The following is a 22088-nucleotide window of genomic DNA, read 5'->3' on the forward strand; positions in this document are numbered from 1 at the left end:
AACGACAGGATCGCGATGGGCAACGGAGAAATTGTTCCTGTCACGCATATTTCGCGTTCATGCCTGACAGGGATAATTTGCCGGGGCGCTTCGCCGCGCGGCGCCTCGACGACATGCCGCGCGCTCGAAGCCGGGCACGCGAGCGTTCGACGTTGCCCATCGACTACTGCTGCATGTCCGACGTCTCGCGCAGCCGCCAGATCGCATTGCACTGCTGGCCGCCGAGGCTCGTCGAGCGCAGCGTGATGACGGTGCCGGCCGCGATCTGATACCAGAAATGCGTCATCAGTTCGGTGCCCTTGCGCTGCGCGTGTCCATCGATCAGCACCTCGCATCGCAGCGGCGACGGCGTGCCGGACGGATGCGTGACGTACACGTTCAGTCGCGCGATGTCGCGGGTCGCGGTCAACACGATCTCGTGGTTCGCGCTGCCGACGAGCATCGTGCCGCCCGGTTCGTCGATCGCCTGCAGGTACGCGCCCGCGCTGCGCTCGACCGCGGCGGAAGTGACGGTCAGCCCGGCCAAACGCACGAACCCGGTCGCGGCGATGCTGGCGGCGGCCGTGTCGGATGGCGACGGCGTGCCGTCCGACAGCGCGAACGGCATGCCGTCGCGCAATGCGGCGTCGACGTGGTTCGCGTAGTAGCGCCAGCGGTCGAGGAAGCGGATGTCGCCGGTCATGTGCAGCGCGCGGATCGGTTCGCCCTGATAGCGCAGCGTCGTGGTGCCGTTGCTCGCGTCGAACGATTCGTGAATGCCGTTCTTGCTGACGAAGTTCTGGACCGGGTCGAGCAACGCGGTTTCGCCGCGTGCGCCCCACAGGTGCAGGAACGTCGTGTCGATCCCGAAGCATTCCTGGAAGTCGGTGCCGATGCGGGCGACGCAGTCGCGCAGGTGCGCCGCGAAGCGCGCCCACGCGGTGGCCGTGCCGGCGACGAGCCCGGCCTGCAGCGCACCGCCGTGACGCGTCTGCACCTCGTCGACGACGAGGCGCCAATGCTCGTCGCGCCGCTCACCGATCAGCGGCGTGACCACGAACGTGCAGAACAGCGGGTCGGGGCACGCATACAGGCGATCGTCGGCGATCCGCGAGAACAGGTCGAAGGAGGGCGCGCAGAACCAGATGTCCGCGTCGTACAGTGCGAGTTTCGTGATGTGCGGATTGCGCGCGCAATAGCCGGCGGCCTCGATGAAGCGGCCGACCGGGAGCGCACGCGCGCTCGACGCGTCGATCACGTCGACCGACTGGCTTTCCAGGATGCGCCGCTTGTGCTCGGACAGCCCGTAGCCGATGACGGCCACCTGACCGCGCGTGGTACGAGATGCTCGTGCCGTTCCTGCGCGCGCCGGCGTCGCCGGCCGCGCGGGCAGCCGGCCCTATTTTGCCAGCGTCCGGTACGACACGAGGTCGTTGATCGGCCCGATCTCCGGCCCGGTCGTGCCGGGGCGCGTCGCAACCTGCACGACCTTCTCGAACATGATGACGAACGGCGAGTTCGCGAGCACGGCCTTCTGCAGCGCCTCGTAACGCTGCGCGCGCTTCGCGGGCGACGGCTCGACGAGCGCGGCCTCGGTGTCCTTCGTCAGTTGCGGGATGTCCCAGCTGTTGCGCCATGCGAGCATCTTCGTCTTCGACTGGTCGGAATTGTCAGGATTCCAGGCGAAGCCGCGCGCGTTGCTGTTCGGGTCCATGTAGTCCGGCGACCATTCGCCGATGAAGATGTCGTGCTGGCGCGCGCGATACTTGCCGATCGCCTGCTTTGCGTCGCCCGGGATCAGCTTCACGCGGATGCCGCCCTGCGCGAAGTTCGCCTGGAGTGCCTGTGCGATCTCGATGTACGGATAATCGTTCGGCATGTCCATGGTCACGTCGAATCCGTTCGGCAAGCCGGCCTTCGCGAGCAGCGCCTTCGCCTTCGCGACGTTGAGCTTGTACGGGTTCGAATTCAGCGTGCCGAGGAAGCCTTCGGGCAGGAAGGTCTCGTGCACTTTGTATGTCGTGCTGACGATGTTGCGCTGGATGCCGTCGTAGTCGACCAGCCACTTCATCGCCTGTTGCACGTCGGGTTTCGCGAGATTCGCGTTCTTCGTATTCAGGCTCAGGTACAGCAGCGCCGACACCGGCCACGACGCGACCTTGATCTTGCCGGCCTTGGTCAGCGAGGCGAGGCTGTCGGGGCTCAGGTTGCGCGCGGCGTCGACGTCGCCGTTTTCCAGCAGCAACCGCTGCGCGGATGCCTCGGGCACGTGACGCAGCACGACGCGTTTCATCGGGTACGGCGCGCGGTATTTGTCGAAACGCTGCAGCACGATGCTTTCGTTCGGCGTCCACTTGACGAGCTGGTACGGGCCCGAGCCAGCGTCGTTGGTCTTCAGCCAGGCGCTGCCGAAATCGCTGCCCTGCTGGTGCGACATCAGCAGCTTCTTGTCGAGCACCGACGCCGGACACGCGCTCAGCACGTTGAGCACGAAGCTCGGCGCGTACTTGTGGTCGGTTTCGAGCACGAAGGTCTGCGGGTCGACCGCGCGCACCTTCTGCATCACGTTCGCCTTCGTGAGGCCGAGATCGGCGAGCACGCCGGCCGGGCCCTTGTCGAGCAGGATGGTGCGCTGCAGCGACCACGCGACGTCGTCGGCGGTGACCGGGTTGCCGGAGTGGAACGTGAGACCGGGGCGCAGCTTGAACGTGTAAGTGACGCCGTCGGCGCCGACCGACCAGGATTGCGCGATCTGCCCGTCGAAGTGCGTCGGGTCCTTCAGGTCGACCCGCACGAGCCGTTCGTAGGTGTTCGCGACGTACTCGGACGGCACGAGCTCGTAGATTTCGCTCGGATCGAGGGTCGTGAATTCGCCGAGCTGGGTGGCGACGACGAAGATGCCGGGCGGCGTCGCGGCCTGCGCCGGCAGCGCCGGAACAAGCGCGGCGAGCGCGGCGCTGACGAACAGCCGGGACAGCAGGTGCTTCATGCGGGCTCCGTTGAAAGGGAATCGTGGTGCGATTCTCTCATCGACGGCGGCCCGGATGAAAAAATTCGACGGACGCGCATGACGGCGCCCGGGTGACGTGGCTTGCGGGCCGGGCGGAGCGCCCGGCGCCGGTGGCGGTCAGATCACGCAGCGCGCGATCGCGAAGCGCATCGCTTCCTCGGCCGGCTCGCTGCCCGAGCCGCGCACGACCTTGACGACGGACCCGTTGCCCGACGGCGTGAGCGTGACGAAATACGAGCGCGACCCGACGGTGATGTCGGTCACGCCGTTGTGCTGCGACTGCGCGGTGCCGGACAGGCGGCTGTCGAGGCAGTTGGCGATCGCGTGGGCCGGGCGCGCGGACGACACGTAGATCATCGGTGCCGAGCCGGACGCGGCCGAATCGGACGAGGGCGCCGAGCCGCAGGCGGCGAGCAGGGCGGCGGGAAGGAGCAGCAGGAATCGTTTCATGATCGGGATCGTCGTGTGTCTCGTGTCGAGGCTGGGGCGCGGGGTACGCGAAACGCGGAGCTTCGCGACGAAACCGCCGGAATCGTGCCGTTGTCGACGGTCGATGCGGATGGCGGCTGACGTCGAAGTATACCTGCGGCACTTGACGCGAACGGCCTGCTGAAACGATTCGATACAACAACAAGCACCCGCTGCCGCACGGCGGCAGCGGGCGTTTCAAGCGATGGCGAATCGACGCTTGCCGGCGTTACTGGCCGATCTTGTGGCTGACCGCGTTTTCCTGCTGGTTCAGCACGTGCTTTTCGCTCTGCGTAATGTGACCGCGATCCTGCGCGGCCATGTCCCGCTCTTCCTGGCGGATTTTTCGGTCGTCACGGTGCAGGCGCGCGGCCTGGGCGTGCGACATCTCGCCTTCCTTCACTTCGTGACGGATCCGGCGATTCTGGTTGGCGAGGCGCTGGTTGACCTCCTCGCGGCGCGGATGCGCTTGCTGCCACGGCGTTTCGGCGAACGCGGTGCCGGTCAGTACCGACATCAGGGTGGCGGCGATCGTGAGATGGCGGGTGAGGGCTCGCATGACGTTTTCTCCTGTCGTTGCGCGTCACGAAACGTGCGCGCTTGTGGAAAAAACGCTGTGCGCCCCCCGGCTGTTGACGTTTCCGGCTGTATCGATTGCAAGTCTTCATTACAGCGGCCAGGCCGGCCGAGCGTGCGTCGCGCGTCGGCAGCGTCGGCCCGTCAGGTGAGCCGATACGCGGGGCTCGGCGTCACTTCGGCCGGCAGCGGTTCGCGGTTCAGTTCGAGCAGCGTGCGCTCGATCGTTCGCGTCATTGCATCGAGCGCGAGCTGGTTCGGTCCGTCGCCGAACGGCTCGGCGATCGCATGCGCGATCGCGTCGAGCGCGATCAGCGTATAGGCGACGAACACGGTGACGAACGGTGTCGCCGCGCCGATCGAATCGACGAGACCGAACGGCAGCAGCACGCAGTACGCGTAGATGGTCCGGTGCAGCAGCACGTCGTACGAGAACGGGATCGGCGTCGAGGCGATGCGCTCGCAGCCGCTCACCATCGACACGAGATCGTCGAGGCGCACGTCGAGCATCCACAGCCGGGTATCGGCGAGATGGCCCGCGTCGGCGCGCGCGGCGAATGCTTCGCGCAGTTCATGGACGATCGCGATCGGTGCAAACCGGGCGGCAACGATGCGCGTATAGGTCGCGCCGTCGAGCAGCGTGCGCAGGTCCGCCGCGGGATCGGTGCCGCGCAGCTGATGCTTCAACGCATGGACGAACGCGACGACCTTGCGCACGAACGCCTGCCGCGCAGCGTCGTCGCCGTCGATCGCGCCGTAGCAGAGCGCCTGCGACACCAGCGTGCGCGTGGCGGTCAGCACGCCGCCCCACAGCTGCCGTCCCTCGCGATAGCGTTCGTAGCTCGCGTTGTTGCGAAACCCCGCGAAGATCGCGAGCGTGAGGCCGATCAGCGTGAACGGCGTCGGATTCAGCGGTACCTTCTCGCCGAGCAGGCGGCCGCCGCCCCATACCGCGACCAAGCTGATCGCGAGCGTCAGCGCGAGCTGCGGCAGGATGGTCGGCAGTACCGATCCGTTCCAGACGAGCAGCATCCGAAACCAGTGCTCGCGCGGCCGAACGATCATCGCGGCGCTCCGTCAGGCAGCGGCCGACGCCGGCGCGGCCGCGCGATGCAGCAGCACGGGCACCGACTTCGACGTCGGCGTGTTGCACACGTCGCCGACGCTGTCGAGCGGCACCAGCGGGTTCGTTTCCGGGTAGTACGCACCGATGCAGCCGCGCGGGATGTCGTATTCGACGAGCAGGAAACCGTCCGCGCGCCGCTCGATGCCGTCGTGCCACACGGTTTCCATGTCGACCCATTCGCCGGCCTTCAGGCCGAGCATCGCGAGGTCGTCGCGGTTGGCGAACACCACGCGACGCTGGCCGAATACGCCGCGATAGCGGTCGTCGAGCCCGTAGACGGTCGTGTTGTACTGGTCGTGCGATCGCGTCGTCATCAGCGTCATCAGGCGCTCGCCGTGTAGCGCGCGGGCGCGCTGGATCGGCGTGTCGGTCGGCAGCGCATGCGCGATGAAGTTCGCCTTGCCCGTCGGCGTCAGCCATTCGCGGTCGCGCGACGCGACGCGCAGGTGGAAGCCGCCCGGCCGCGCGATGCGCGCGTTGTAGTCGTAGAAGCCGTCGACGGTCGCCTCGATCGCGTCACGGATCTTCGCGTAGTCGTCCTTGTACGCGAGCCAGTCGATCTTGCCGCTGCCGAACAGCGCATGGCCGATGTGCGCGACGATCGCGGGCTCCGACATCAGGTTCGGCGACGCAGGCTTGTTCATCCCGTACGACACGTGGACCATGCTCATCGAATCCTCGACCGTCACGCCCTGCGCGACGTTGTCCTGCAGGTCGATCTCGGTGCGGCCGAGCGTCGGCAGGATCAGCGCGTCGCGGCCGTGGATCAGGTGGCTGCGGTTCAGCTTCGTCGTGATGTGGACGGAGAGATCGCAGCGGCGCATGCCTTCCCACGTGCGCGGCGTGTCGGGCGTCGCCATCGCGAAGTTGCCGCCGAGGCCGATCAGCACCTTCACGTGGCCTTCGAGCATGCCTTCGATGGTTTCGACGACGTCGTAGCCGTGATGGCGCGGCGGCTCGAAGTCGAACACGTGGCCGAGCCGGTCGAGGAACGCCTGCGACGGTTTTTCCTCGATGCCGACCGTGCGGTTGCCCTGCACGTTCGAGTGACCGCGCACCGGGCACAGGCCCGCACCGGGGCGGCCGATGTTGCCGCGCATCAGCATCAGGTTCGTCAGCATCTGCACGGTCGCGACCGAATGCTTGTGCTGCGTGATGCCCATGCCCCAGGTCGCGATCACGCGCTCGCTGCGTGCATAGCGTTGCGCGAGGCCGTCGATCTGCTCGTACGGCACGCCGCTTTCGGCCGTCAGCGCGGACCAGCTTTCGTTGCGCAGATCTTCGGCGAACGCATCGAAGCCGGCCGTGTGCTCGCCGATGAACGCCGTGTCGAGCACACGCGGTGCACCGGCAGCGCGCGCGGCATCGTCGAGTTCGAGCACGCGCTTCGCCATTCCCTTGATCAGCGCGAAATCGCCGCCTATCGTCGGCTGGATGAACGTCGACGCGATCTTCGTGCCCGACATCGTCAGCATCTCGAGCGGGCTTTGCGGATCGGCGAAACGCTCGAGTCCGCGTTCCTTCAGCGGGTTAATCGACACGATCGTCGCGCCGCGCTTCGCGCATTCGCGCAGCTCGCCCATCATCCGCGGGTGGTTGGTTGCCGGATTCTGGCCGAATATGAGCAGCATATCCGCGTGCTCGAAATCGTCGAGCGTGACGGTGCCCTTGCCGACGCCGACCGACGCCGGTAGCCCGCGGCTGGTCGCCTCGTGGCACATGTTCGAGCAGTCGGGGAAGTTGTTGGTGCCGTACAGCCGCACCAGCAGCTGATACAGGAATGCCGCCTCGTTGCTCGCGCGGCCGGACGTGTAGAACGCCGCCTGGTTCGGGTCCGGCAGCGCGCGCAGGTGGCGTGCGATCAGCGCGAACGCGTCGTCCCACGCGATCGGCACGTAGCGGTCGGTCCGCGCGTCGTACACCATCGGGTCGGTCAGGCGGCCGTGCTGTTCGAGTTCGAAATCCGACTGTTCGAGCAGCTCGGCGACGGTGTGCGCGGCGAAGAATTCGGGCGTCACGCGCTTGCTCGTCGCTTCGGCGGCCACGGCCTTCACGCCGTTCTCGCAGAATTCGAACGTCGAGGCATGCTGGCGGTCGGGCCACGCGCAGCCCGGGCAGTCGAAGCCGTCCGGCTGGTTCTGGCGCAGCAGCGTGCGGTAGTTGCCGCCGGCGACCTTTTCCTTGATCAGGTTGATCGTGACGGCTTTCAGCGCGCCCCAGCCGGCGGCCGGGTGGGTGTACGGTTCGATGCGCGCGGCGGCGGATTTCTTTTTCATGATGCGTGTGTCGGGGTCGATGCACGGAGAGTACGCGCAGTGTTCCGGCCGCTGTGTGTACACCTTTCGTCTTCGAAAAAGAGTACAGTTGCGGCCAATCAGGCAGTGCGGACCGCAACTGTGTTGTTGAAGGGAAGTTGAAGGGGAGGCGCGTGAAGCGTTACGAACAACTGGCCGATGATCTGCAGGCGCAGATCGAGCGCGGCGTGTACCGGCCCGGCGAGCGGATTCCGTCGGTACGCCAGGCGAGCCGGCAGCAGCAGCTCAGCGTCACGACCGTGCTGCGCGCATATCTCGTGCTCGAGAGCCGCGGGCTGATCGAGAGCCGGCCGCAGTCGGGCTATTTCGTGCGGGCGCGGGCCACGGCGCCGGCGGAGGCCGAGCTGCACGTGTCGGCGCCGGCCGACGAGCCGTCGGCGGTGGACGTGAGCCGGCTCGTGCTGTCGACGCTGCGCTCGATCGCGCGCGACGACGCGGTGCCGCTCGGTTCGCCGTATCCCGATGCGTCGCAGTTCCCGGTGCAGCGTCTTGCGCGCTATGCACAGACGATCGGCCGGCGCCGCACGCGCTGGGGCGTGATCGACGATCTGCCGCCAGGCAACCAGGAGCTGATCCGCCAGATCGCGCGGCGCTACGCGGAGCGCGGGATCCCGGTCGAGCCGGGCGAGATCGTGATGACGATCGGTGCGACGGAGGCGATCAACCTGTGCCTGCAGGCCGTCGCAAAGCCCGGCGACACGATCGCGGTGGAGTCCCCGACGTTCTACGCGATGCTGCACGCGATCGAGCGCATGGGCATGCGTGCGCTCGAGGTGGCGACCCATCCGGGCGACGGCATCGATCTGGACGCGCTCGAACGGATCCTCGCGCGCGAGCGCATCGCCGCGTGCATGGTGATGCCGAATTTCCACAATCCGCTCGGCTTCCAGATGCCCGATGCGCGCAAGCGCGCGCTCGTCGAGCTGCTCGCGAAGCATGACGTGCCCGCGATCGAGAGCGACGTCTATCACGAGCTGCATTACGGCGACACGACGCCGAGCGCGCTGAAGTCGTACGACCGCGACGGGCTCGTGCTGCATTGCGCGTCGTTCACGAAGAGCCTGTCGCCGCGCTACCGGATCGGCTGGGCGATGCCCGGCCGCTACCGCGACCAGGTCGAGAAGCTGAAATTCCTGAACACGCTCGCGACGCCCGCGATCGAGCAGCTCGCGATCGCCGAATACCTGAAGCACGACGGCTACGATTTTCATCTGCGGCGGATGCGCAAGCAGTATGCGCAGCAGGCGAGCCTGATGAGCGCGATGGTGCGGCGCTTCTTCCCGGAAGGCACGCGATTGTCGCAGCCGCAGGGCGGGTATGTGCTGTGGGTCGAGCTGCCGCCGCAGGTCGACGCGATGAAGCTGTATGCGCTCGCGCTCGCGAAGGGGATCACGATCGGGCCCGGCCACATGTTCTCGGCGACCGCCGATTACCGGCACTTCATCCGGCTCAACTACAGTTATCCGTGGTCGCGGCAGATCGAGGATGCGCTGAAGGTGGTGGGGCGGCTCGCATCCGAGTGCGCGGGGCGGTGAGCGGCGCCACGCGCGCGAGATGCCGGCGGCGACCCGTTGCAGGCCGCCGCGGCAAGCACTATCGCGCGTGCAGCGCCGGCATGTCGGCTTGCGCCGCGCCGGCCATCCGGCGCATGTCGAAGCCCGACGGATGCTGGTACACGCGCAGCCCGAACTCCGGCAGCACCGCGATCAGGTGATCGAACAGGTCGGACTGGATCGCCTCGTAGTCGACCCAGGTCGTCGTGTCGGTGAAGCAGTACAGTTCGAGCGGAATGCCCTCGGCCGTTAGCGGCAACTGGCGCGCCATGCACGTCATGTCGCGGCGGATCCGCGGATGGCCCTTCAGGTAGTTCGCGACGTACGCGCGGAACGTGCCGAGATTCGTGAGCTGACGGCGGTTCGCCTGGCATTCGCCGGCGGCACCGAGCGTGCCGTTCCATTGCGCGATCGCGTCGACTTTGTCTTCCAGGTAGTCCTTCAGGAGCGTCAGGCGTTCGAGCCGTTCGATCTCGTCGTTGCCGAGAAAGCGCACGCTCGTCGCGTCGACGAACAGCGCGCGCTTGATGCGGCGCCCGCCGGCCTCGGTCATCCCGCGCCAGTTCTGGTAGCTTTCGGTGATCAGCTTCCAGGTCGGCACCGTGATGATCGTGTGATCGAAGTTCGCAACCTTGACCGTGTTCAACGTGATGTCGATCACGGTGCCGTCCGCGCCGGCCGACGGCATCGTGATCCAGTCGCCGATCCGCAGCATGTCGTTCGACGACAGCTGCACGCCGGCGACGAGGCCGAGCAGCGTGTCCTTGAAGATCAGCATCAGCACCGCCGACATCGCGCCGATGCCCGACAGCAGCAGACCGATCTGCTTGCCGGTCGCGTCGCCGATCACGACGAGCGCGGCCGTGATGAACATCACGAGCTTGACGAGCTGCATCGCGCCTTTCAGCGACAGGCGCGGCTGGTCGCGCCGGCTCGTGCGATGCGTGTGCTCGAGCGCGGACAGCGTCGCGCTGATCGTCATCGACACCAGGAACACGATCAGCGCGAACAGCACCTTGTCGGCGGTTTGAGCGGCCACGGCGGGGATGCCGGGCACCGCGCCGAGCCCGAGCTTGATCACGACGAACGGCACGATGCGGTTCAGCCACTTGAATGCGCCGAACTCGAACAGCGCGTCGTCGATGTGGGTGGCCGACAGCCGCGCAAGACGCGCGACCACGCGGAACAGCAGGAAATGAGCGGTGGCCGTGATCGCGCCGGCGGCGGCGAGCAGGATGAGGATGCCGACGAGCGGCGCAAACCAGGATTCGTTCAGGGTCATAAGGGCAGATAGGGTCCTTCTCGTGCGTTGAATCTGCGCCGCGATGCGGCGCGCGCCCGCTGAAGGGCACATGAAAGGGACCGTGATTGTGCCATCGGGTTCCGCCCGGATGCCGCGAATGCATGACGTAGGGCTCCGGAACATTTTCACCGTTACGTCGCACTGCCTTGTTTTCATGGCGGGCAACACACTGCGCGCATTGCCATGCAATGCTCGCTCGGGGCACGTGTCGCGTAGCGGCAAGCGGGGAAGAAGGCTAGGCGGCCGTGCGCATGCGCGCGAAGCCGTTGCGCAGGTGGCGGCCCAGTTCCGCCGCAGCCGGCGTGGGCTCGCCGCGCGGCAGATGGAGGTTGATCGCGAAATTCGGCAGCGCGGGCAGGCCGCTGTCGGCGGGCAGGATGTCGAGATCGACCGGTACGGTGGACGCGAGCCAGACGGTCACCGCCAGATCGGAGCGCACGGTCGCGGCCGTTGCGTCGATGCTGCCGTTCTCGAACACCGTGCGCCATGCGCGGTCGCAGGCGCGCAGTGCGTCGAGCACGGTCGGGCGGAACGCGCAGGTCCGGTCGACCATCGACACGGGCAGCGATGTCTGCAGATGGGCGCTGCCACCTTTCGCGCCGACCCAGACCAGACGGTCGACGGCGACGCATTCGCCGCGCGACGGGCCGACCGGCGCCTCGATCAACGCGACATCGATCTCGCCTTGCCTGAGCGCCTTGCGCAGTTCGGGCGACGCCGCGCACACGAGCGACAGCGCGACTTGCGGATGCGCGTGCGCATAGCCTTTCAGGATCGGCGCGAGACAGCTGCCGACGAGATCCTGCGGCGCGCCGATGCGCACGGCGCCTTCCATCGCGCCGGCCGTCATGTCGGTCAGCAGCGCGTCGTGCGCGGCGAGCAGCCGGCGCGCCTGCGCGAGCAGACGCTCGCCGTCCGCGGTGAGCAGCAGGTTGCGATGCTCGCGCACGAACAGCGGGCCGGACAGCGTTTCGAGCCGCGCGACCTGCTGGCTGACCGCGCCTTGCGTCAGGTTCAGCGCGCGGCTCGCCGCCGTCATGCTGCCGTGATCGGCGACCGTGACGAAGGCGCGAAGCAGGGCGATGTCGAGGTTGCGTACCATAGGTCGCATTATGAATGCTAATGGAAGACATAAAAAGCTTTCGCTTTCGTAATGCGTGGATCGCGGGTAAAACGGGGCTTCGACGACCATGACCGGGGGCCCGCGTGCCGCTTCAAGACTACTTTCCGCTGATGCTGTTCGTGATCGTGTCCACGGTGACGCCGGGTGGCGCGACAACGCTGGCGACAGCATCGGGCGCGCATTTCGGCTATCGGCGTTCGTTGCCGATGATGGCGGGCATCGCGGCCGGTCTGGCATCGATGGCCGCCGCCGCCGCGGCCGGGCTCGGCAGCGTGCTGCTGGCGCTGCCTGCGCTGCAACTCGGGATGAAGGTGCTCGGCTCGCTGTATCTGCTGTGGCTGGCCACGCGGATCGCGCGCGGCGGCAAGCCCGGCGTCGACGCGGCCGTGCATCGGCCGCAAGGGTTCGTCAGCGGCGTCTGGATGCTGTGGCACAACCCGAAGGGCTGGGCGATGACGCTCGGCGCGGCCGCGTCGTTCGCCGCGCTGGCGTCCGGCCCCGTGAGGCTCGGGGTATTGATCGGGCTGGCATTCGGCGTGGCGGCGATGGCGTCGCTGTCGCTCTGGTGTTGTGCCGGGCTGCTGTTCGCGCGCGTGCTGCGCACGGAGCGGCAGTGGCGTTGCGTGAATGCCGGGTTGGGCATCCTGCTCGCGGCGTCGATCGTGCCGATGTGGCTTAAGTAGCGGCGCCACGCGCGGCGCGGCCCCGGCATTCAGCGCGGACCGGCCCGAGCGGCCTCCGCCGGCCGTCCGCCCGCGCCGCTCGACCATCGCGGCAGCCGCAGCGTCGTCACGAAGCTCGCCGCATGCAGTGCGCAAAGCAGGCCGAACGCCCACGCGTAGGCGGTCCCGTGCGTGCCGCCGGTCGACACGGATTCGGCCTGCAGCCGCCATGCGAGAAGCAGCGTGCAGATCGTCGTGAACGTCGGGCCGCCGAGGCGCTGGACGATATTGAGCGACGTCGTCGCCATCGGCAGGTTGCGCCGTTCGACCGACGCATACGCGGCGGAAATCGACGGTGCGCCGATCGCGCTCTGGCCCATCCCGCGCAGAAACAGCGCAGGCACCAGCACGTAGGGATCGTAGCCGGCCAGCGCGAGATACACGAACGGCAGCGTCGCGGCGAGCGCGAGCAGCGCGCCGGCGGCGGCCAGCCGGCGCACGCCGAACCGGCCGGTCAGCGCGCCCATCGACGGATAGGTGACGAGCATGCCGAGCCCGAGCGGCGCCAGCAGCCAGCCCATTTCGCCGGGCGAGCGGCCGCACGCTTCGATCAGGAACACCGGAATCAGCATCTGGCCCGCGTAGATCGCGCCGTTCGACAGGAACTGCGTGGCAGCGGCCGCGCTGAATACGCGCGAGCGAAACAGCGCGAGGTCGATCAGCGCATGCTCGCCCTTGCGCCGCGCGACGCGCAGGAACGCGGCGAGCAGCAGCACCGAACCCGCGATCGCGGCGATGCCGGGCACCGCGTCGATGCGCTCGGCGCCATACAGGAACAGCACGAGCGCCGGCGACAGCAGCGCGAGGCCGACCCAGTCGAGTTCGCGCCGCTGCGTTTGCTCGCGGTCGCCGGGCAGGAACCACACGGCCAGCGCAAGCGCCAGTGCACCGACCGGCAGATTCACGAGAAACAGCCAGCGCCATGATGCGTGCTGCAGGATTGCACCGGCGATGACGGGCCCGAGGATCGGCGCGATCAGCACGGGCACCGCCGCGTAACCGATCACGCGCGCCATCTGCTGGCCGGCCACGCGCGCGATCATCATCTGCGCCATCGGCGCGAGCAGCCCGCCGCTGACGCCCTGGAGCACGCGGAATGCGATCAGCGACGGCGCGGACCACGCGAGCCCGCACAGCGCGGACGTCAGCGTGAACGCGGCGAAACACCACAGGTACAGCGCCTTCGCGCCGATGCGGTCGACCAGCCAGCCGTTCAGCGGCAACACCAGCGTGAGGGCGAGCAGGTAGGCGCTCGTCACCCACTGGATCGTCGACAGGCTCGCGTGCAGGTCGGTCGCGAGGCTTGCCAGCGATACGTTGACGATCGTCGCGTCGAGTTGCGACAGCAGCGAGCCGAGCGTTGCGACCGCGCTGACTTTCCAGATCGATGGATCGAGCCGGCCGGCCGCGTGGCCCGGCACCCGCTGAGCGCGTTTGTCGCTCACGCGCCGCGCCGGTCGAGCAGCGCGAGGATTTCTTGCGTCGGGCCCGTCTCGCCTAGACGTGGGAACAGCCGTTCGACGCTGTTCGTGTGCGCGTCGGCGTTGAGGTCGGTCATCGCGTCGATCGCGAGCGTCACGTTGTAGCCGAGCTCGTGCGCCTGGCGGGCCGTCGATTCGACGCCGATGCTCGTCGCGATGCCGGCCAGCACGGTCTGTGTGACGCCGGCCGCTTTCAGGTGCGCGTCGAGACCGGTGCCGGTAAACGCGCCCCAGGTCTTCTTCGTCACGATATGGTCGCTCGGCTGGCGGTTCAGTTCGGGCAGAAGATCGGTCCAGTCGGCGGGAAAGGCATCCACACGCACCTGCTGCTGCGTGCGGCCCGGCGCGCTGCCGGCGACGTTGACGAGCACGACGGGCAGGCCGCGGCTACGGAAGGCGTCGAGCAGTTCGCGCGCGCGCTCGATCACCGGTGCGACCGGATGGGCGGTGGGCAGCGCGACGATACCCTTCTGCAGGTCGATGACGACGAGCGCCGTTTGCGTGTCGAGACGGGTTGTGCTCATGGCGTGATGCTCCGTGAATTGGGCGAAGAAAAGCGTGCACGCGGATGCCGCGCATCACGCAGGCGGGGTCATTGCTCGCCGATGCGCCGGATCAGCGGAATCGCGGCGGCGAGCGTGCGGATGTCTTCCGGGCCGAGCTTCTCGATCGCGGCACCGAGCCACTTGTGCTTCGCGGTGTCGCGCTTGCGACGTGCCGCGAGGCCGGCTGCGGTCAGCAGGAACAGGATCTGGCGGCCGTCGGTCGGATGAGGCTCGCGTTCGACGAGCCCGTCTTCTTCGAGGCTTGCGAGAATGGCCTTCATCGACTGCGGCTTCATCGCCTCGGCGCGGGCGAGATCGGCGGTGGTCATCGGGCCCTGTCGTTCGAGCCGCGCGAGCGCGCTCGTCTGCGACATGCCGAGCCCTTCGGATTCGATCTCGGAACGCAGCCGGCGGATCAACTGGCCGACCGCGAGGGTCAGTTCGGCGGCGACGGTATCGGCGGAAACGCCGGGTGTGCGTGGCGGTGTCATGCGGCGGATCATAGAACACGACAGTTTAACTTGCAAGTTAAGCTGTCAAATTTGACCTCGATACGACCGGAGTGGCGGGTGGTGGCGCGGCAACCACCGGTGGGCGGGACGTCGGCGGCGGGCGGCGGCGCGTTACGCGCGGCGCGGGGACGGAATCGGCACGACGTCGTTGTACTTCGGCGATGCATCCTCGTGCGGCAGGTCGCCGAGATATTGCGCAAGTTCGTCCGCGGCGAGCGCGGACGGAATCTGCAGGTTGGCCGGCCGTCGCTTGCCTTCGGCGCCGAGATCGAACACGGCCCAGCGGCCGTTCGAACGCACGACGGCGAGCAGGCGTCCGAACGCGTTGAAACGGTATTCGTCCTGCATGGCATCGCTCCTTCGTGGATGAGCGCGCCGGCCGCGCGCGTCGTGCTTACTGGATCGAGCAGGCCAGCCAGCGATGGATCTTCAGTGCATCGCTCGACACGCCGGCGCGCGTCGGCGCGCCAAGCAGCACGACAGTTTCGCGGCGGCCCTTCACGTGCATGCGCATGACGACGCCGTGCCCCGATTCGTTGATGAAGCCGGTTTTCTGCATCCGGATCGGCAGGCGGCCGTAGCGGACGAGCGGATCGGAGTTCACGTACAGCAGATCGCCATCGCCGGCCTGCACGGTGGTCGACGTGTCCGTCGAGAAATAGCGGATCAGCGGATCCTGCGCGGCTGCGTCGACGAGCCGCGCGAGATCCTCGGCGGTCGACACGTTGTGCGGCGACAGGCCGGTCGGTTCGCGGAAATGCGTATGGCGCATCCCGAGCCGGCGCGCCTCGCGGTTCATCGCCTTCACGAACGCGGCGCGGCCACCCGGATAGTCGCGGCTCAGCGCGGCGGCCGCGCGATTTTCCGACGACATCAGCGCGATATGGAACATCTGGCGGCGCGACAGTTCGGCGCCGATCGGCAGCCGTGAACCGGTGAACTTGATCGTGTCGCGATCGCGCGAGGTGACGCGCAGTACGCCGTTCAGCGGCCGGTCCGCGTCGCGCGCGACGACGGCGGTCATCAGCTTCGAGATCGACGCGATCGGCCGCACCGTGCGTGCATTGCGGGCCAGCAGCGGCGTGCCGGAGTCGACGTCGAGCACATAGGCCGCGCGCGAGTGCAGCGAGCGTACCGCGCGCGGGCTGTAGCCGCAGCTCGCGAGCAGGCGCGGCTTCGCGGCGGGGCGTGGGTGGACCGCGTTCGTGCGTTTCGCGCGCCGGTGCGGTGCGGGCGCCGCGTGACGCTTGACCGCATGATGCTTCACGCGCGGGCGGCGATGCTTGACGGCCTTGTGTTTGCGGGGCGCGGGTTTCTTCTTGACGACTTTCGCATGCGCATGCGGCGACGCGGTGCGATGCGGCTGCGCGGACGCGTTCGTCGCGAATGCGAGTGTCAGCAATGAGAGGGCGATGATCAGGGTGGTCCGGGCGCGAGGCAGGCGCGCGATGAGGCCGGTCAAGCGAAAGTCTCCTTTTCACGCGCGTTGCGGCGGCGCGAAATGCGTGGGCGGTCAGTGGCTGCGGGAAATTATAAGGTCGATCGCGTGACGATGACGATGGATGTGCGCGCAATGACGCGTGATGCGCGCGGATTTCTGCTGTTTTTTTGCGGAGGGTCGAACGCGTGCGTTCGTCGGCGGGCGCCTGGCGTGTCGACTCAACGCGGCCAGTTCCGCCGCGATACGACCGCGAAGCTGATCGCGATCGAACCGGTGACGGCACGCGGCTGCGCGTCGTCCAGCGCATCGCCGAAGCGGAAGCGGCGGCTGCGGCCGTCGGCGCGTGCGGTGCGTGCGGTGCGACGCTCGGGCGCCGGCGCGTCGGGCTCGGCATCGCTTGCGTCGGTGACGACCGTGTCGTGGGACACGTCGGTCAGGCACTCGGCCGCATGATCGAGAGGCATGATGGTGAATTCCGAAAGGGGCGTGCCCGTATTGAACGTCACGCCATTCGATCAGTAAAATGAATGTTTCGATCGATACGATTCCTTTGAAGAATGGAATTGAAACTGCTGCGCACTTTCCTGACGGTCACCGAACTCAGCCATTTCAGCCGCGCGGCCGACACGTTGCACATGAGCCAGCCGGCGCTGAGCAAGCAGATCGGCGCGCTCGAGGCGAGCCTCGGCGGCAAGCTGTTCGAGCGCGGGCGGCATGGCGCGGAGCTGACGCCGTTCGGTGAACGCTTCCTGCCCGATGCGCAGGCGCTCGTGCGCGATGCCGACGAGATGCTCGCGCGCGCACGGGAGGCGACCAGCGGGCAACGCGGGCATTTGCGGCTCGGCATCTGCCTGTCCGTGCTGACGCTCGTGCCGAAACTTGTCGCGGAATTCCGGCGCCGCAATCCGGGCATCGCGGTCACGCTGAGCGACCTGTCGTCGTCCGAGCAAACGCGTCGGCTCCGCGCGGGCAAGCTCGACGCGGGGTTCCTGCGATTGCCGTCGGATGAAGGATTGTCGTCGTTCAAGGTGATCGACGAAGGGCTTGCGCTCGCGGTGCCGCCGCACCTCGGCTTCAAGCGCGTGCCGGCCGATCTCGGCGTGCTCAACGAGATCGGCTTCATCGCGCTGCAGCGCGCACGCGGCCCCGGGCTCGCCGCGCAGATCGACCGGTGGTGCGTCGAGCGGCGCTTCGTGCCGCAGGTCACGCAGCAGGCAGAGGACGTTCAATCAGTGCTCACGTCGGTCGCGGCCGGGGTCGGCGTTGCGTTCATTCCGTCGCGTGCGCAGTACCTGCTGCGCGACGCGACCGTGTTGCCGCTCGCCGGCAGGGACGCGAAATGGCGCGTCGGGCTGGCGTGGCTGTCCGGCCGCGACGATCCCGTGACGACGCGTTTCGTGTCGTTCATGCGCACTGCGATCAAGGGCGCGTGACCGGGCGTATAGTGTCCGCGATTGCATCCGTCCTGAATGCCGGTCCCGCGCCGGCTCGCGAACCCGAACCGATGACTTCAGAATCCGACGACGCCCCGCTCGATCCCGCACTCGTTGCGACGCTCGCGACGCTGCACGAAGCCGCGACCGATCCGTCCGGCAGAACGTGGTCGCTGCCGAAGATCGCGAAGCGCGCGCAATTGCCGATGAGCACGCTGCGTCGCGTGCTGACCCAACTCGACGCCGCCGGCCTGAGCGGGACGACGCTGAACGACGACGGCACCGGCAGCGCCGCATTGACCGAAGAGGGGCGCGCCGTGTGCGCGCAACTGTTCGGCGCGAACGACGGCAAATGAGAAAACGGGCCACCCGAAGGCGGCCCGTCGTGGTGCGCTCAGACATGCGGCGTCGGCCGCATCACCGCGGCATCACCACCGCGCCGTTACGCCACCCATGATGGAATGACGGTAGGTCTGGTCGTTCAGCCCGTGCCGGTAGCCGATGTCGAGATCGAACCAGCGCTTCGGCGAGTAGATCGCGCCGGCGATCACGAAAGCAGGATTCGCGCCGGCCGTGCTTTCGGTGTTGCGCGACAGGCCGATGTCCGCCACGAACTGCAGCGTGTCGGTTGCCTTGTAGAGCGCCGCGGCCGACACGGCCCAGACCGAGCGCAGATCGCCCTGGCGATTCGGCTGGTAGGCGAGGCCCGCATTCGCGAGCAGCGAGAAGCGCGCGACGTCGGCTTGCGCGAGCAGCGTCGCGCCAGTGCCGACGCGGCCCGTGCCGAGCCCGCGACCGTCGTTGCCGGTCGGCATCGTCACCTTCGGTTTCAGCGCAAGCGATAGCGGCCCGTGTTCGACGAAGCGCCATTTCATGCCGATCTCGACATCGCCGATGCCCGCGCCGTTGTCGTCGGTCCGCGTTTGCAGATGCGTGTAAGGCGCGTTCACGTAGAGATCGACGTGCTCGCCGAACCCGCGCGTGAGCGTCGCGTTCCATAACTGATGGCGGCCGTTCTCGTCCTGTTTCGAGGTTTCCTCGCCGTTGAACTCGAACTGCCAGTTCGCATTGCCCTGCGTGCCCGTGTCGTCGCTGACGAGCGGATGAGCTGCGTAGGCATCCAGCGGCGCGAGGAGGGCGCTCGCGGCTGCGAGCGGAAGCATTCTTCTTTTCATCATGTCACCTGTAGTGCGTCGTGGGCGGCCGGCCCATGCGAGCCGGCACGCCGTCGCCTGGAGGAAATCAGAACCACTGCTTGTAGCGGCGCACATAGATCGTCTTGACGATCTGCGCGAGCAGGATGTAGCCGACCATCGTTGCGGCGAGCCACAGCCAGTAGGTGCCCGGCAGGTGCATGAAGCCGAGCGAATCCGCGAACGGCGAGAACGGCAGCCAGCAGCCGATCGCGATCGCGGTGAATGTCGACAGCAGCACCGGCAGTGCGGCCGTGCTCTGCAGGAACGGAATCTTCTGCGTGCGCAGCAGGTGCACGACGAGCGTCTGCGACACGAGGCTCTCGATGAACCAGCCCGAGTTCATCACGATCTGGCCGCCCGAGCCGCCTTGCAGGTGATACATCGCGCCCGCACCGAACACGGTCCACATCAGCACGTAGGTCGTGATGTCGAACACCGACGACGTTGGCCCGACCCACAGCATGAAACGGCCGATGTTGCCGGCTTCCCATTTGCGCGGCTTCTTCAGGAACTCCGGATCCATCTTGTCCCACGGCAGCAGCATCTGCGACGTGTCGTAGATCAGGTTCAGCACGAGCAACTGCGTTGCGAGCATCGGCTCCCACGGCAGGAACGCGCTGGCGACGAGCACCGAGAATACGTTGCCGAAGTTCGAGCTGGCCGTCATGTTCAGGTACTTCAGGATGTTGCCGAACGTCTCGCGGCCCTTGATCACGCCTTCCTCGAGCACCATCAGGCTCTTTTCGAGCAAGATGATGTCGGCGGTTTCCTTCGCGATGTCGGCGCCGCTGTCGACCGAAATGCCGACGTCGGCGTCGCGCAGTGCGGGCGCGTCGTTGATGCCGTCGCCGAGGAAGCCGACCGTGTGGCCGTTCGCCTGCAGCGCCTTCACGATGCGCGCCTTCTGCAGCGGCGTGAGTTTCGCGAACACCGTCGTGCGTTCGACGACTTGCGCGAGCGTCGCGTCGTCGAGCGCCTCGATTTCGGTGCCGAGCACCGGCTTGCCCGGTTCGAGGCCGACCTGGCGGCACACTTTCATCGTGACGGTCGGATTGTCGCCCGTCAGCACCTTCACCGACACGCCGTTATCGCGCAGCGCGGCGAGCGCCGGTGCGGCCGATTCCTTTGGCGGATCGAGGAAGGTCAGGAAACCGCGCACGACGAGGTCGCGCTCGTCGGCGGTGCGGTATTGTTCGCGTTCGTCGCCACGCGGGATCGCGCGCGTCGCGAGCACCAGCACGCGGAAGCCGTCCTCGTTGTATGCGTTTGCCTGTTCGAGCAGTCGCTTGCGCGCGACGAAGTCGAGCGGACGCACGCCGTGCTCGTCCTGCACGTGGGTCGATACCGCGAGCATTTCCTCGACCGCGCCCTTGCAGATCAGCAGGTGCGCGCCGTGCGCGTCCTCGACGACGACCGACAGGCGGCGGCGCACGAAGTCGAACGGCAGCTCGTCGATCTTCCTGCAGCCCTGCGGCTTCACGCGCTCGCCGATCTCGTCGGCGCGCGCGACCACCGCGATGTCGATCAGGTTCTTCTGGCCGCTCTGATGGAAGCTGTTCAGCCAGCCGAGCCGAAGGATGTCCTCGTTCCGGTGGCCGGACAGGTCGAGATGCTGTTCGAGGATGATCTTGTCCTGCGTGAGCGTGCCGGTCTTGTCGGTGCACAGCACGTCCATCGCGCCGAAGTTCTGCACGGAGTTCAGCCGCTTCACGACGACCTTGCGGCGCGCCATCGCGATCGCGCCGCGCGCGAGATTCGCGCTGACGATCATCGGCAGCATCTCGGGCGTGAGGCCGACGGCCACCGCAAGCGCGAACGTGAGCGCGCTCAGCCAGTCGCCCTTGGTCAGGCCGTTGATCATGAACACGATCGGCACCATCACGAACATGAACCTGATCAGCAGCCAGCTCGCGCTCGCGACGCCGCGGTCAAAGCTCGTCTCGATGCGCTTGTGGCTCACCACGTTGCGCGCGAGCGATCCGAAATACGTGTCCTCGCCGGTCGCGACGACCACGGCCGTCGCGGTGCCGCTGACCACGTTGGTGCCCATGAAGCACACGTTCTCGAGATCGAGCAGCGACGTCGACGCGTCGTTCGCCGCGCCCGGCGTGCCCGCCATGCCCGCGTGGGCCGACTTGCCGGCAACCGCGCCGAGCGTGTCGTACTTCTCGACCGGCAGCGCTTCGCCGGTCAGCACCGCCTGGCTGATGAACAGGTCGCGGGACGCGAGCAGACGCACGTCGGCGGGAATCATGTCGCCGGCCGACAGGTGCACGATGTCGCCGACCACCACTTCGCGCATCGGCACCTCGCGTCGCGCCGGCTCGGACGTGTCGGTCACCGCGCGCTGCACGGTCGCCGTCGTGCGAACCATCGCCTTGAGCTTTTCGGCCGCGCGAAGCGACCGGAATTCCTGCACGAAGCGCAGCAGCGCGCTGATCGTGACCATCGCAAGCAGGATCGTCATGCCGACGTAGTCGCGATCGTCAGGTGCCGCGAAATAGACGTCGGTGAAGAAGCTGATCGCGGCCAGCACCAGCAGCACGTAGACGAACGGATTGTGGAACGCATGCAGCAGCTGGCGCGTCCAGTGCGGCGGCTTGTCGTGCGCGATTTCGTTCGGGCCGTCGTGCTGGAGGCGGTCGGCGGCCTGCGCGCAGGTGAGGCCGCGCATGCTGGTATGCAGCGACTTGAAGGTTTCTTCGAGCGGGCGAGCCGCTTCCTGCGCGGCGCGCATGGCGCGCGGTTCGTTCTGCTGACCGGGGCCGGCGTTGATGAAGCCGCGCTGTTTCTTCTGCGAGGTGTTTCGTTGTGTCATGAGTCGCTCCTTGCGCGCGCGGCGGCGGACGGGAAGCGACCGTGACGTTATCGACGCACGAACGCTTCCCGCCGCGTCGCGCCGGGCGCGATCGGCTGTGGATCGGTGAAGGGAGGAAGGCTCGCCGGCGCGCGGAGTGCGGTCCGCAGGGCGAAGCGCGGCGTCGCACCGGCGAGCGGTAATCGACTACTGTCGTCTGAGTTCATCTGCACTCCTGTCGGTTGCGGGTGGGCGGCACGGGCGATCGGCAGCCGCGCACGCTCGAGGGCGCGCGGCCGGACGGCACGCGAACGGAACACGCACGCGGCGTGCGCTGCGTGCGGCGCGAACGTATGCGCGCGGCAACGCACGGTTGCGCAGCGCGGACATTCGGCGATATCGAAAAAATGGGCGGGGGATTCTGGCCGGTCAGGCCGGAAGGGCGCCGCATCCTGCTTCCCGGGATGCGGCAGAAGACGAGGCTCTGCGCGGTTTCCTCAGGCAGCAG

20 protein-coding genes are annotated in these 22088 nt (G+C 67.5%); 4 read left to right on the forward strand and 16 right to left on the reverse strand.

The features are described from left to right. Window positions 1-163: 163 nt before the first annotated feature. From WS66_RS04895 to WS66_RS04925, 6 genes are all read right to left on the reverse strand, one after another. Window positions 164-1303, reverse strand: coding sequence for a hypothetical protein (locus tag WS66_RS04895; protein ID WP_236872923.1), 1140 nt, complete (start codon window positions 1301-1303; stop codon window positions 164-166). A gap of 75 nt (window positions 1304-1378) precedes the next feature. After that, window positions 1379-2968, reverse strand: coding sequence for an ABC transporter substrate-binding protein (locus WS66_RS04900; RefSeq protein ID WP_059607186.1), 1590 nt, complete (start codon window positions 2966-2968; stop codon window positions 1379-1381). A gap of 138 nt (window positions 2969-3106) precedes the next feature. Continuing rightward, entirely contained in the window at window positions 3107-3439 is a 333-nt protein-coding gene (locus tag WS66_RS04905; RefSeq protein WP_059607188.1) for a hypothetical protein, read from the reverse strand. 247 nt (window positions 3440-3686) lie between these two features. Next, window positions 3687-4016, reverse strand: coding sequence for a hypothetical protein (locus WS66_RS04915; RefSeq protein ID WP_059607190.1), 330 nt, complete (start codon window positions 4014-4016; stop codon window positions 3687-3689). A gap of 161 nt (window positions 4017-4177) precedes the next feature. Further along, a complete protein-coding gene (locus tag WS66_RS04920; RefSeq protein WP_059607192.1) occupies window positions 4178-5098 on the reverse strand; it encodes a bestrophin family protein in 921 nt (306 codons plus the stop codon). Between the two features lie 12 nt (window positions 5099-5110). After that, window positions 5111-7435 (reverse strand): FdhF/YdeP family oxidoreductase, encoded by a 2325-nt coding sequence (locus WS66_RS04925; protein ID WP_059607194.1) that lies wholly within the window; start codon window positions 7433-7435, stop codon window positions 5111-5113. 152 nt (window positions 7436-7587) lie between these two features. On the opposite strand from WS66_RS04925, the gene WS66_RS04935 reads away from it, so the two are divergent. After that, window positions 7588-9009 carry an aminotransferase-like domain-containing protein gene (locus WS66_RS04935; RefSeq protein ID WP_059607196.1) on the forward strand — a complete coding sequence of 474 codons (1422 nt, stop codon included), beginning with the start codon at window positions 7588-7590 and terminating at the stop codon, window positions 9007-9009. A 58-nt stretch (window positions 9010-9067) separates the two neighbouring features. Here the strand turns inward: WS66_RS04935 and WS66_RS04940 are convergent, their stop codons facing one another. Both WS66_RS04940 and WS66_RS04945 read right to left on the reverse strand, forming a co-directional pair. Further along, complete coding sequence (locus WS66_RS04940; protein ID WP_059607197.1) at window positions 9068-10309, reverse strand: mechanosensitive ion channel family protein; 1242 nt, start codon at window positions 10307-10309, stop codon at window positions 9068-9070. 256 nt (window positions 10310-10565) lie between these two features. Continuing rightward, entirely contained in the window at window positions 10566-11441 is an 876-nt protein-coding gene (locus WS66_RS04945; RefSeq protein ID WP_059607199.1) for a LysR substrate-binding domain-containing protein, read from the reverse strand. A gap of 95 nt (window positions 11442-11536) precedes the next feature. Here WS66_RS04945 and WS66_RS04950 point away from each other — a divergent pair, with 95 nt between their 5' ends. Further along, the gene (locus WS66_RS04950; protein WP_082729053.1) at window positions 11537-12136 is read left to right on the forward strand and encodes a LysE family translocator; all 600 of its coding nucleotides are present in this window, start codon (window positions 11537-11539) and stop codon (window positions 12134-12136) included. A 29-nt stretch (window positions 12137-12165) separates the two neighbouring features. On the opposite strand, the gene WS66_RS04955 is transcribed toward WS66_RS04950, so the two are convergent. The 6 genes from WS66_RS04955 to WS66_RS04980 form a co-directional block, all read right to left on the reverse strand. Next, a complete protein-coding gene (locus tag WS66_RS04955; RefSeq protein ID WP_059607201.1) occupies window positions 12166-13620 on the reverse strand; it encodes a DHA2 family efflux MFS transporter permease subunit in 1455 nt (484 codons plus the stop codon). Next, on the reverse strand, window positions 13617-14180 hold the full coding sequence (locus tag WS66_RS04960) for an isochorismatase family protein (RefSeq protein WP_059607203.1): 564 nt from the start codon (window positions 14178-14180) through the stop codon (window positions 13617-13619). The genes WS66_RS04955 and WS66_RS04960 overlap by 4 nt, the downstream gene beginning before the upstream one ends. A 68-nt stretch (window positions 14181-14248) precedes the next feature. Further along, on the reverse strand, window positions 14249-14704 hold the full coding sequence (locus WS66_RS04965; protein ID WP_059607205.1) for a MarR family winged helix-turn-helix transcriptional regulator: 456 nt from the start codon (window positions 14702-14704) through the stop codon (window positions 14249-14251). Between the two features lie 120 nt (window positions 14705-14824). Then, entirely contained in the window at window positions 14825-15061 is a 237-nt protein-coding gene (locus WS66_RS04970; protein WP_059607207.1) for a DUF7661 family protein, read from the reverse strand. Between the two features lie 46 nt (window positions 15062-15107). Further along, a complete protein-coding gene (locus WS66_RS04975; protein ID WP_059607209.1) occupies window positions 15108-16175 on the reverse strand; it encodes a serine hydrolase in 1068 nt (355 codons plus the stop codon). 197 nt (window positions 16176-16372) lie between these two features. Then, window positions 16373-16618 carry a hypothetical protein gene (locus WS66_RS04980; RefSeq protein ID WP_082729057.1) on the reverse strand — a complete coding sequence of 82 codons (246 nt, stop codon included), beginning with the start codon at window positions 16616-16618 and terminating at the stop codon, window positions 16373-16375. 93 nt (window positions 16619-16711) lie between these two features. Between WS66_RS04980 and WS66_RS04985 the strand changes: the two genes are divergently transcribed. Beyond that, window positions 16712-17587, forward strand: a complete 876-nt coding sequence (locus tag WS66_RS04985) for a LysR family transcriptional regulator (RefSeq protein ID WP_059607213.1) — start codon at window positions 16712-16714, stop codon at window positions 17585-17587. Window positions 17588-17658: 71 nt separating this feature from the next. Beyond that, window positions 17659-17943 carry a hypothetical protein gene (locus WS66_RS04990; RefSeq protein ID WP_059607319.1) on the forward strand — a complete coding sequence of 95 codons (285 nt, stop codon included), beginning with the start codon at window positions 17659-17661 and terminating at the stop codon, window positions 17941-17943. A 72-nt stretch (window positions 17944-18015) separates the two neighbouring features. Here the strand turns inward: WS66_RS04990 and WS66_RS04995 are convergent, their stop codons facing one another. Beyond that, on the reverse strand, window positions 18016-18762 hold the full coding sequence (locus WS66_RS04995; RefSeq protein WP_082729058.1) for a transporter: 747 nt from the start codon (window positions 18760-18762) through the stop codon (window positions 18016-18018). Between the two features lie 67 nt (window positions 18763-18829). Beyond that, window positions 18830-21601, reverse strand: a complete 2772-nt coding sequence (gene mgtA / locus WS66_RS05000; protein WP_082729054.1) for a magnesium-translocating P-type ATPase — start codon at window positions 21599-21601, stop codon at window positions 18830-18832. Window positions 21602-22088 lie beyond the last annotated feature (487 nt).

The organism is Burkholderia sp. LA-2-3-30-S1-D2, assembly GCF_001523915.2.
Taxonomy (GTDB): domain Bacteria; phylum Pseudomonadota; class Gammaproteobacteria; order Burkholderiales; family Burkholderiaceae; genus Burkholderia; species Burkholderia diffusa.

What these genes read in the sequence shown, in the direction of transcription:
- WS66_RS04900 (WP_059607186.1), bottom strand. Translation starts at nt 2,968, where the DNA reads ATGAAGCACCTGCTGTCCCGGCTGTTCGTCAGCGCCGCGCTCGCCGCG.
- WS66_RS04905 (WP_059607188.1), bottom strand. Translation starts at nt 3,439, where the DNA reads ATGAAACGATTCCTGCTGCTCCTTCCCGCCGCCCTGCTCGCCGCCTGC.
- WS66_RS04915 (WP_059607190.1), bottom strand. Translation starts at nt 4,016, where the DNA reads ATGCGAGCCCTCACCCGCCATCTCACGATCGCCGCCACCCTGATGTCG.
- WS66_RS04920 (WP_059607192.1), bottom strand. Translation starts at nt 5,098, where the DNA reads ATGATCGTTCGGCCGCGCGAGCACTGGTTTCGGATGCTGCTCGTCTGG.
- WS66_RS04925 (WP_059607194.1), bottom strand. Translation starts at nt 7,435, where the DNA reads ATGAAAAAGAAATCCGCCGCCGCGCGCATCGAACCGTACACCCACCCG.
- WS66_RS04940 (WP_059607197.1), bottom strand. Translation starts at nt 10,309, where the DNA reads ATGACCCTGAACGAATCCTGGTTTGCGCCGCTCGTCGGCATCCTCATC.
- WS66_RS04945 (WP_059607199.1), bottom strand. Translation starts at nt 11,441, where the DNA reads ATGCGACCTATGGTACGCAACCTCGACATCGCCCTGCTTCGCGCCTTC.
- WS66_RS04960 (WP_059607203.1), bottom strand. Translation starts at nt 14,180, where the DNA reads ATGAGCACAACCCGTCTCGACACGCAAACGGCGCTCGTCGTCATCGAC.
- WS66_RS04965 (WP_059607205.1), bottom strand. Translation starts at nt 14,704, where the DNA reads ATGATCCGCCGCATGACACCGCCACGCACACCCGGCGTTTCCGCCGAT.
- WS66_RS04970 (WP_059607207.1), bottom strand. Translation starts at nt 15,061, where the DNA reads ATGCAGGACGAATACCGTTTCAACGCGTTCGGACGCCTGCTCGCCGTC.
- WS66_RS04980 (WP_082729057.1), bottom strand. Translation starts at nt 16,618, where the DNA reads ATGCCTCTCGATCATGCGGCCGAGTGCCTGACCGACGTGTCCCACGAC.
- WS66_RS04985 (WP_059607213.1), top strand. Translation starts at nt 16,712, where the DNA reads ATGGAATTGAAACTGCTGCGCACTTTCCTGACGGTCACCGAACTCAGC.
- WS66_RS04990 (WP_059607319.1), top strand. Translation starts at nt 17,659, where the DNA reads ATGACTTCAGAATCCGACGACGCCCCGCTCGATCCCGCACTCGTTGCG.
- WS66_RS04995 (WP_082729058.1), bottom strand. Translation starts at nt 18,762, where the DNA reads ATGAAAAGAAGAATGCTTCCGCTCGCAGCCGCGAGCGCCCTCCTCGCG.
- mgtA (WP_082729054.1), bottom strand. Translation starts at nt 21,601, where the DNA reads ATGACACAACGAAACACCTCGCAGAAGAAACAGCGCGGCTTCATCAAC.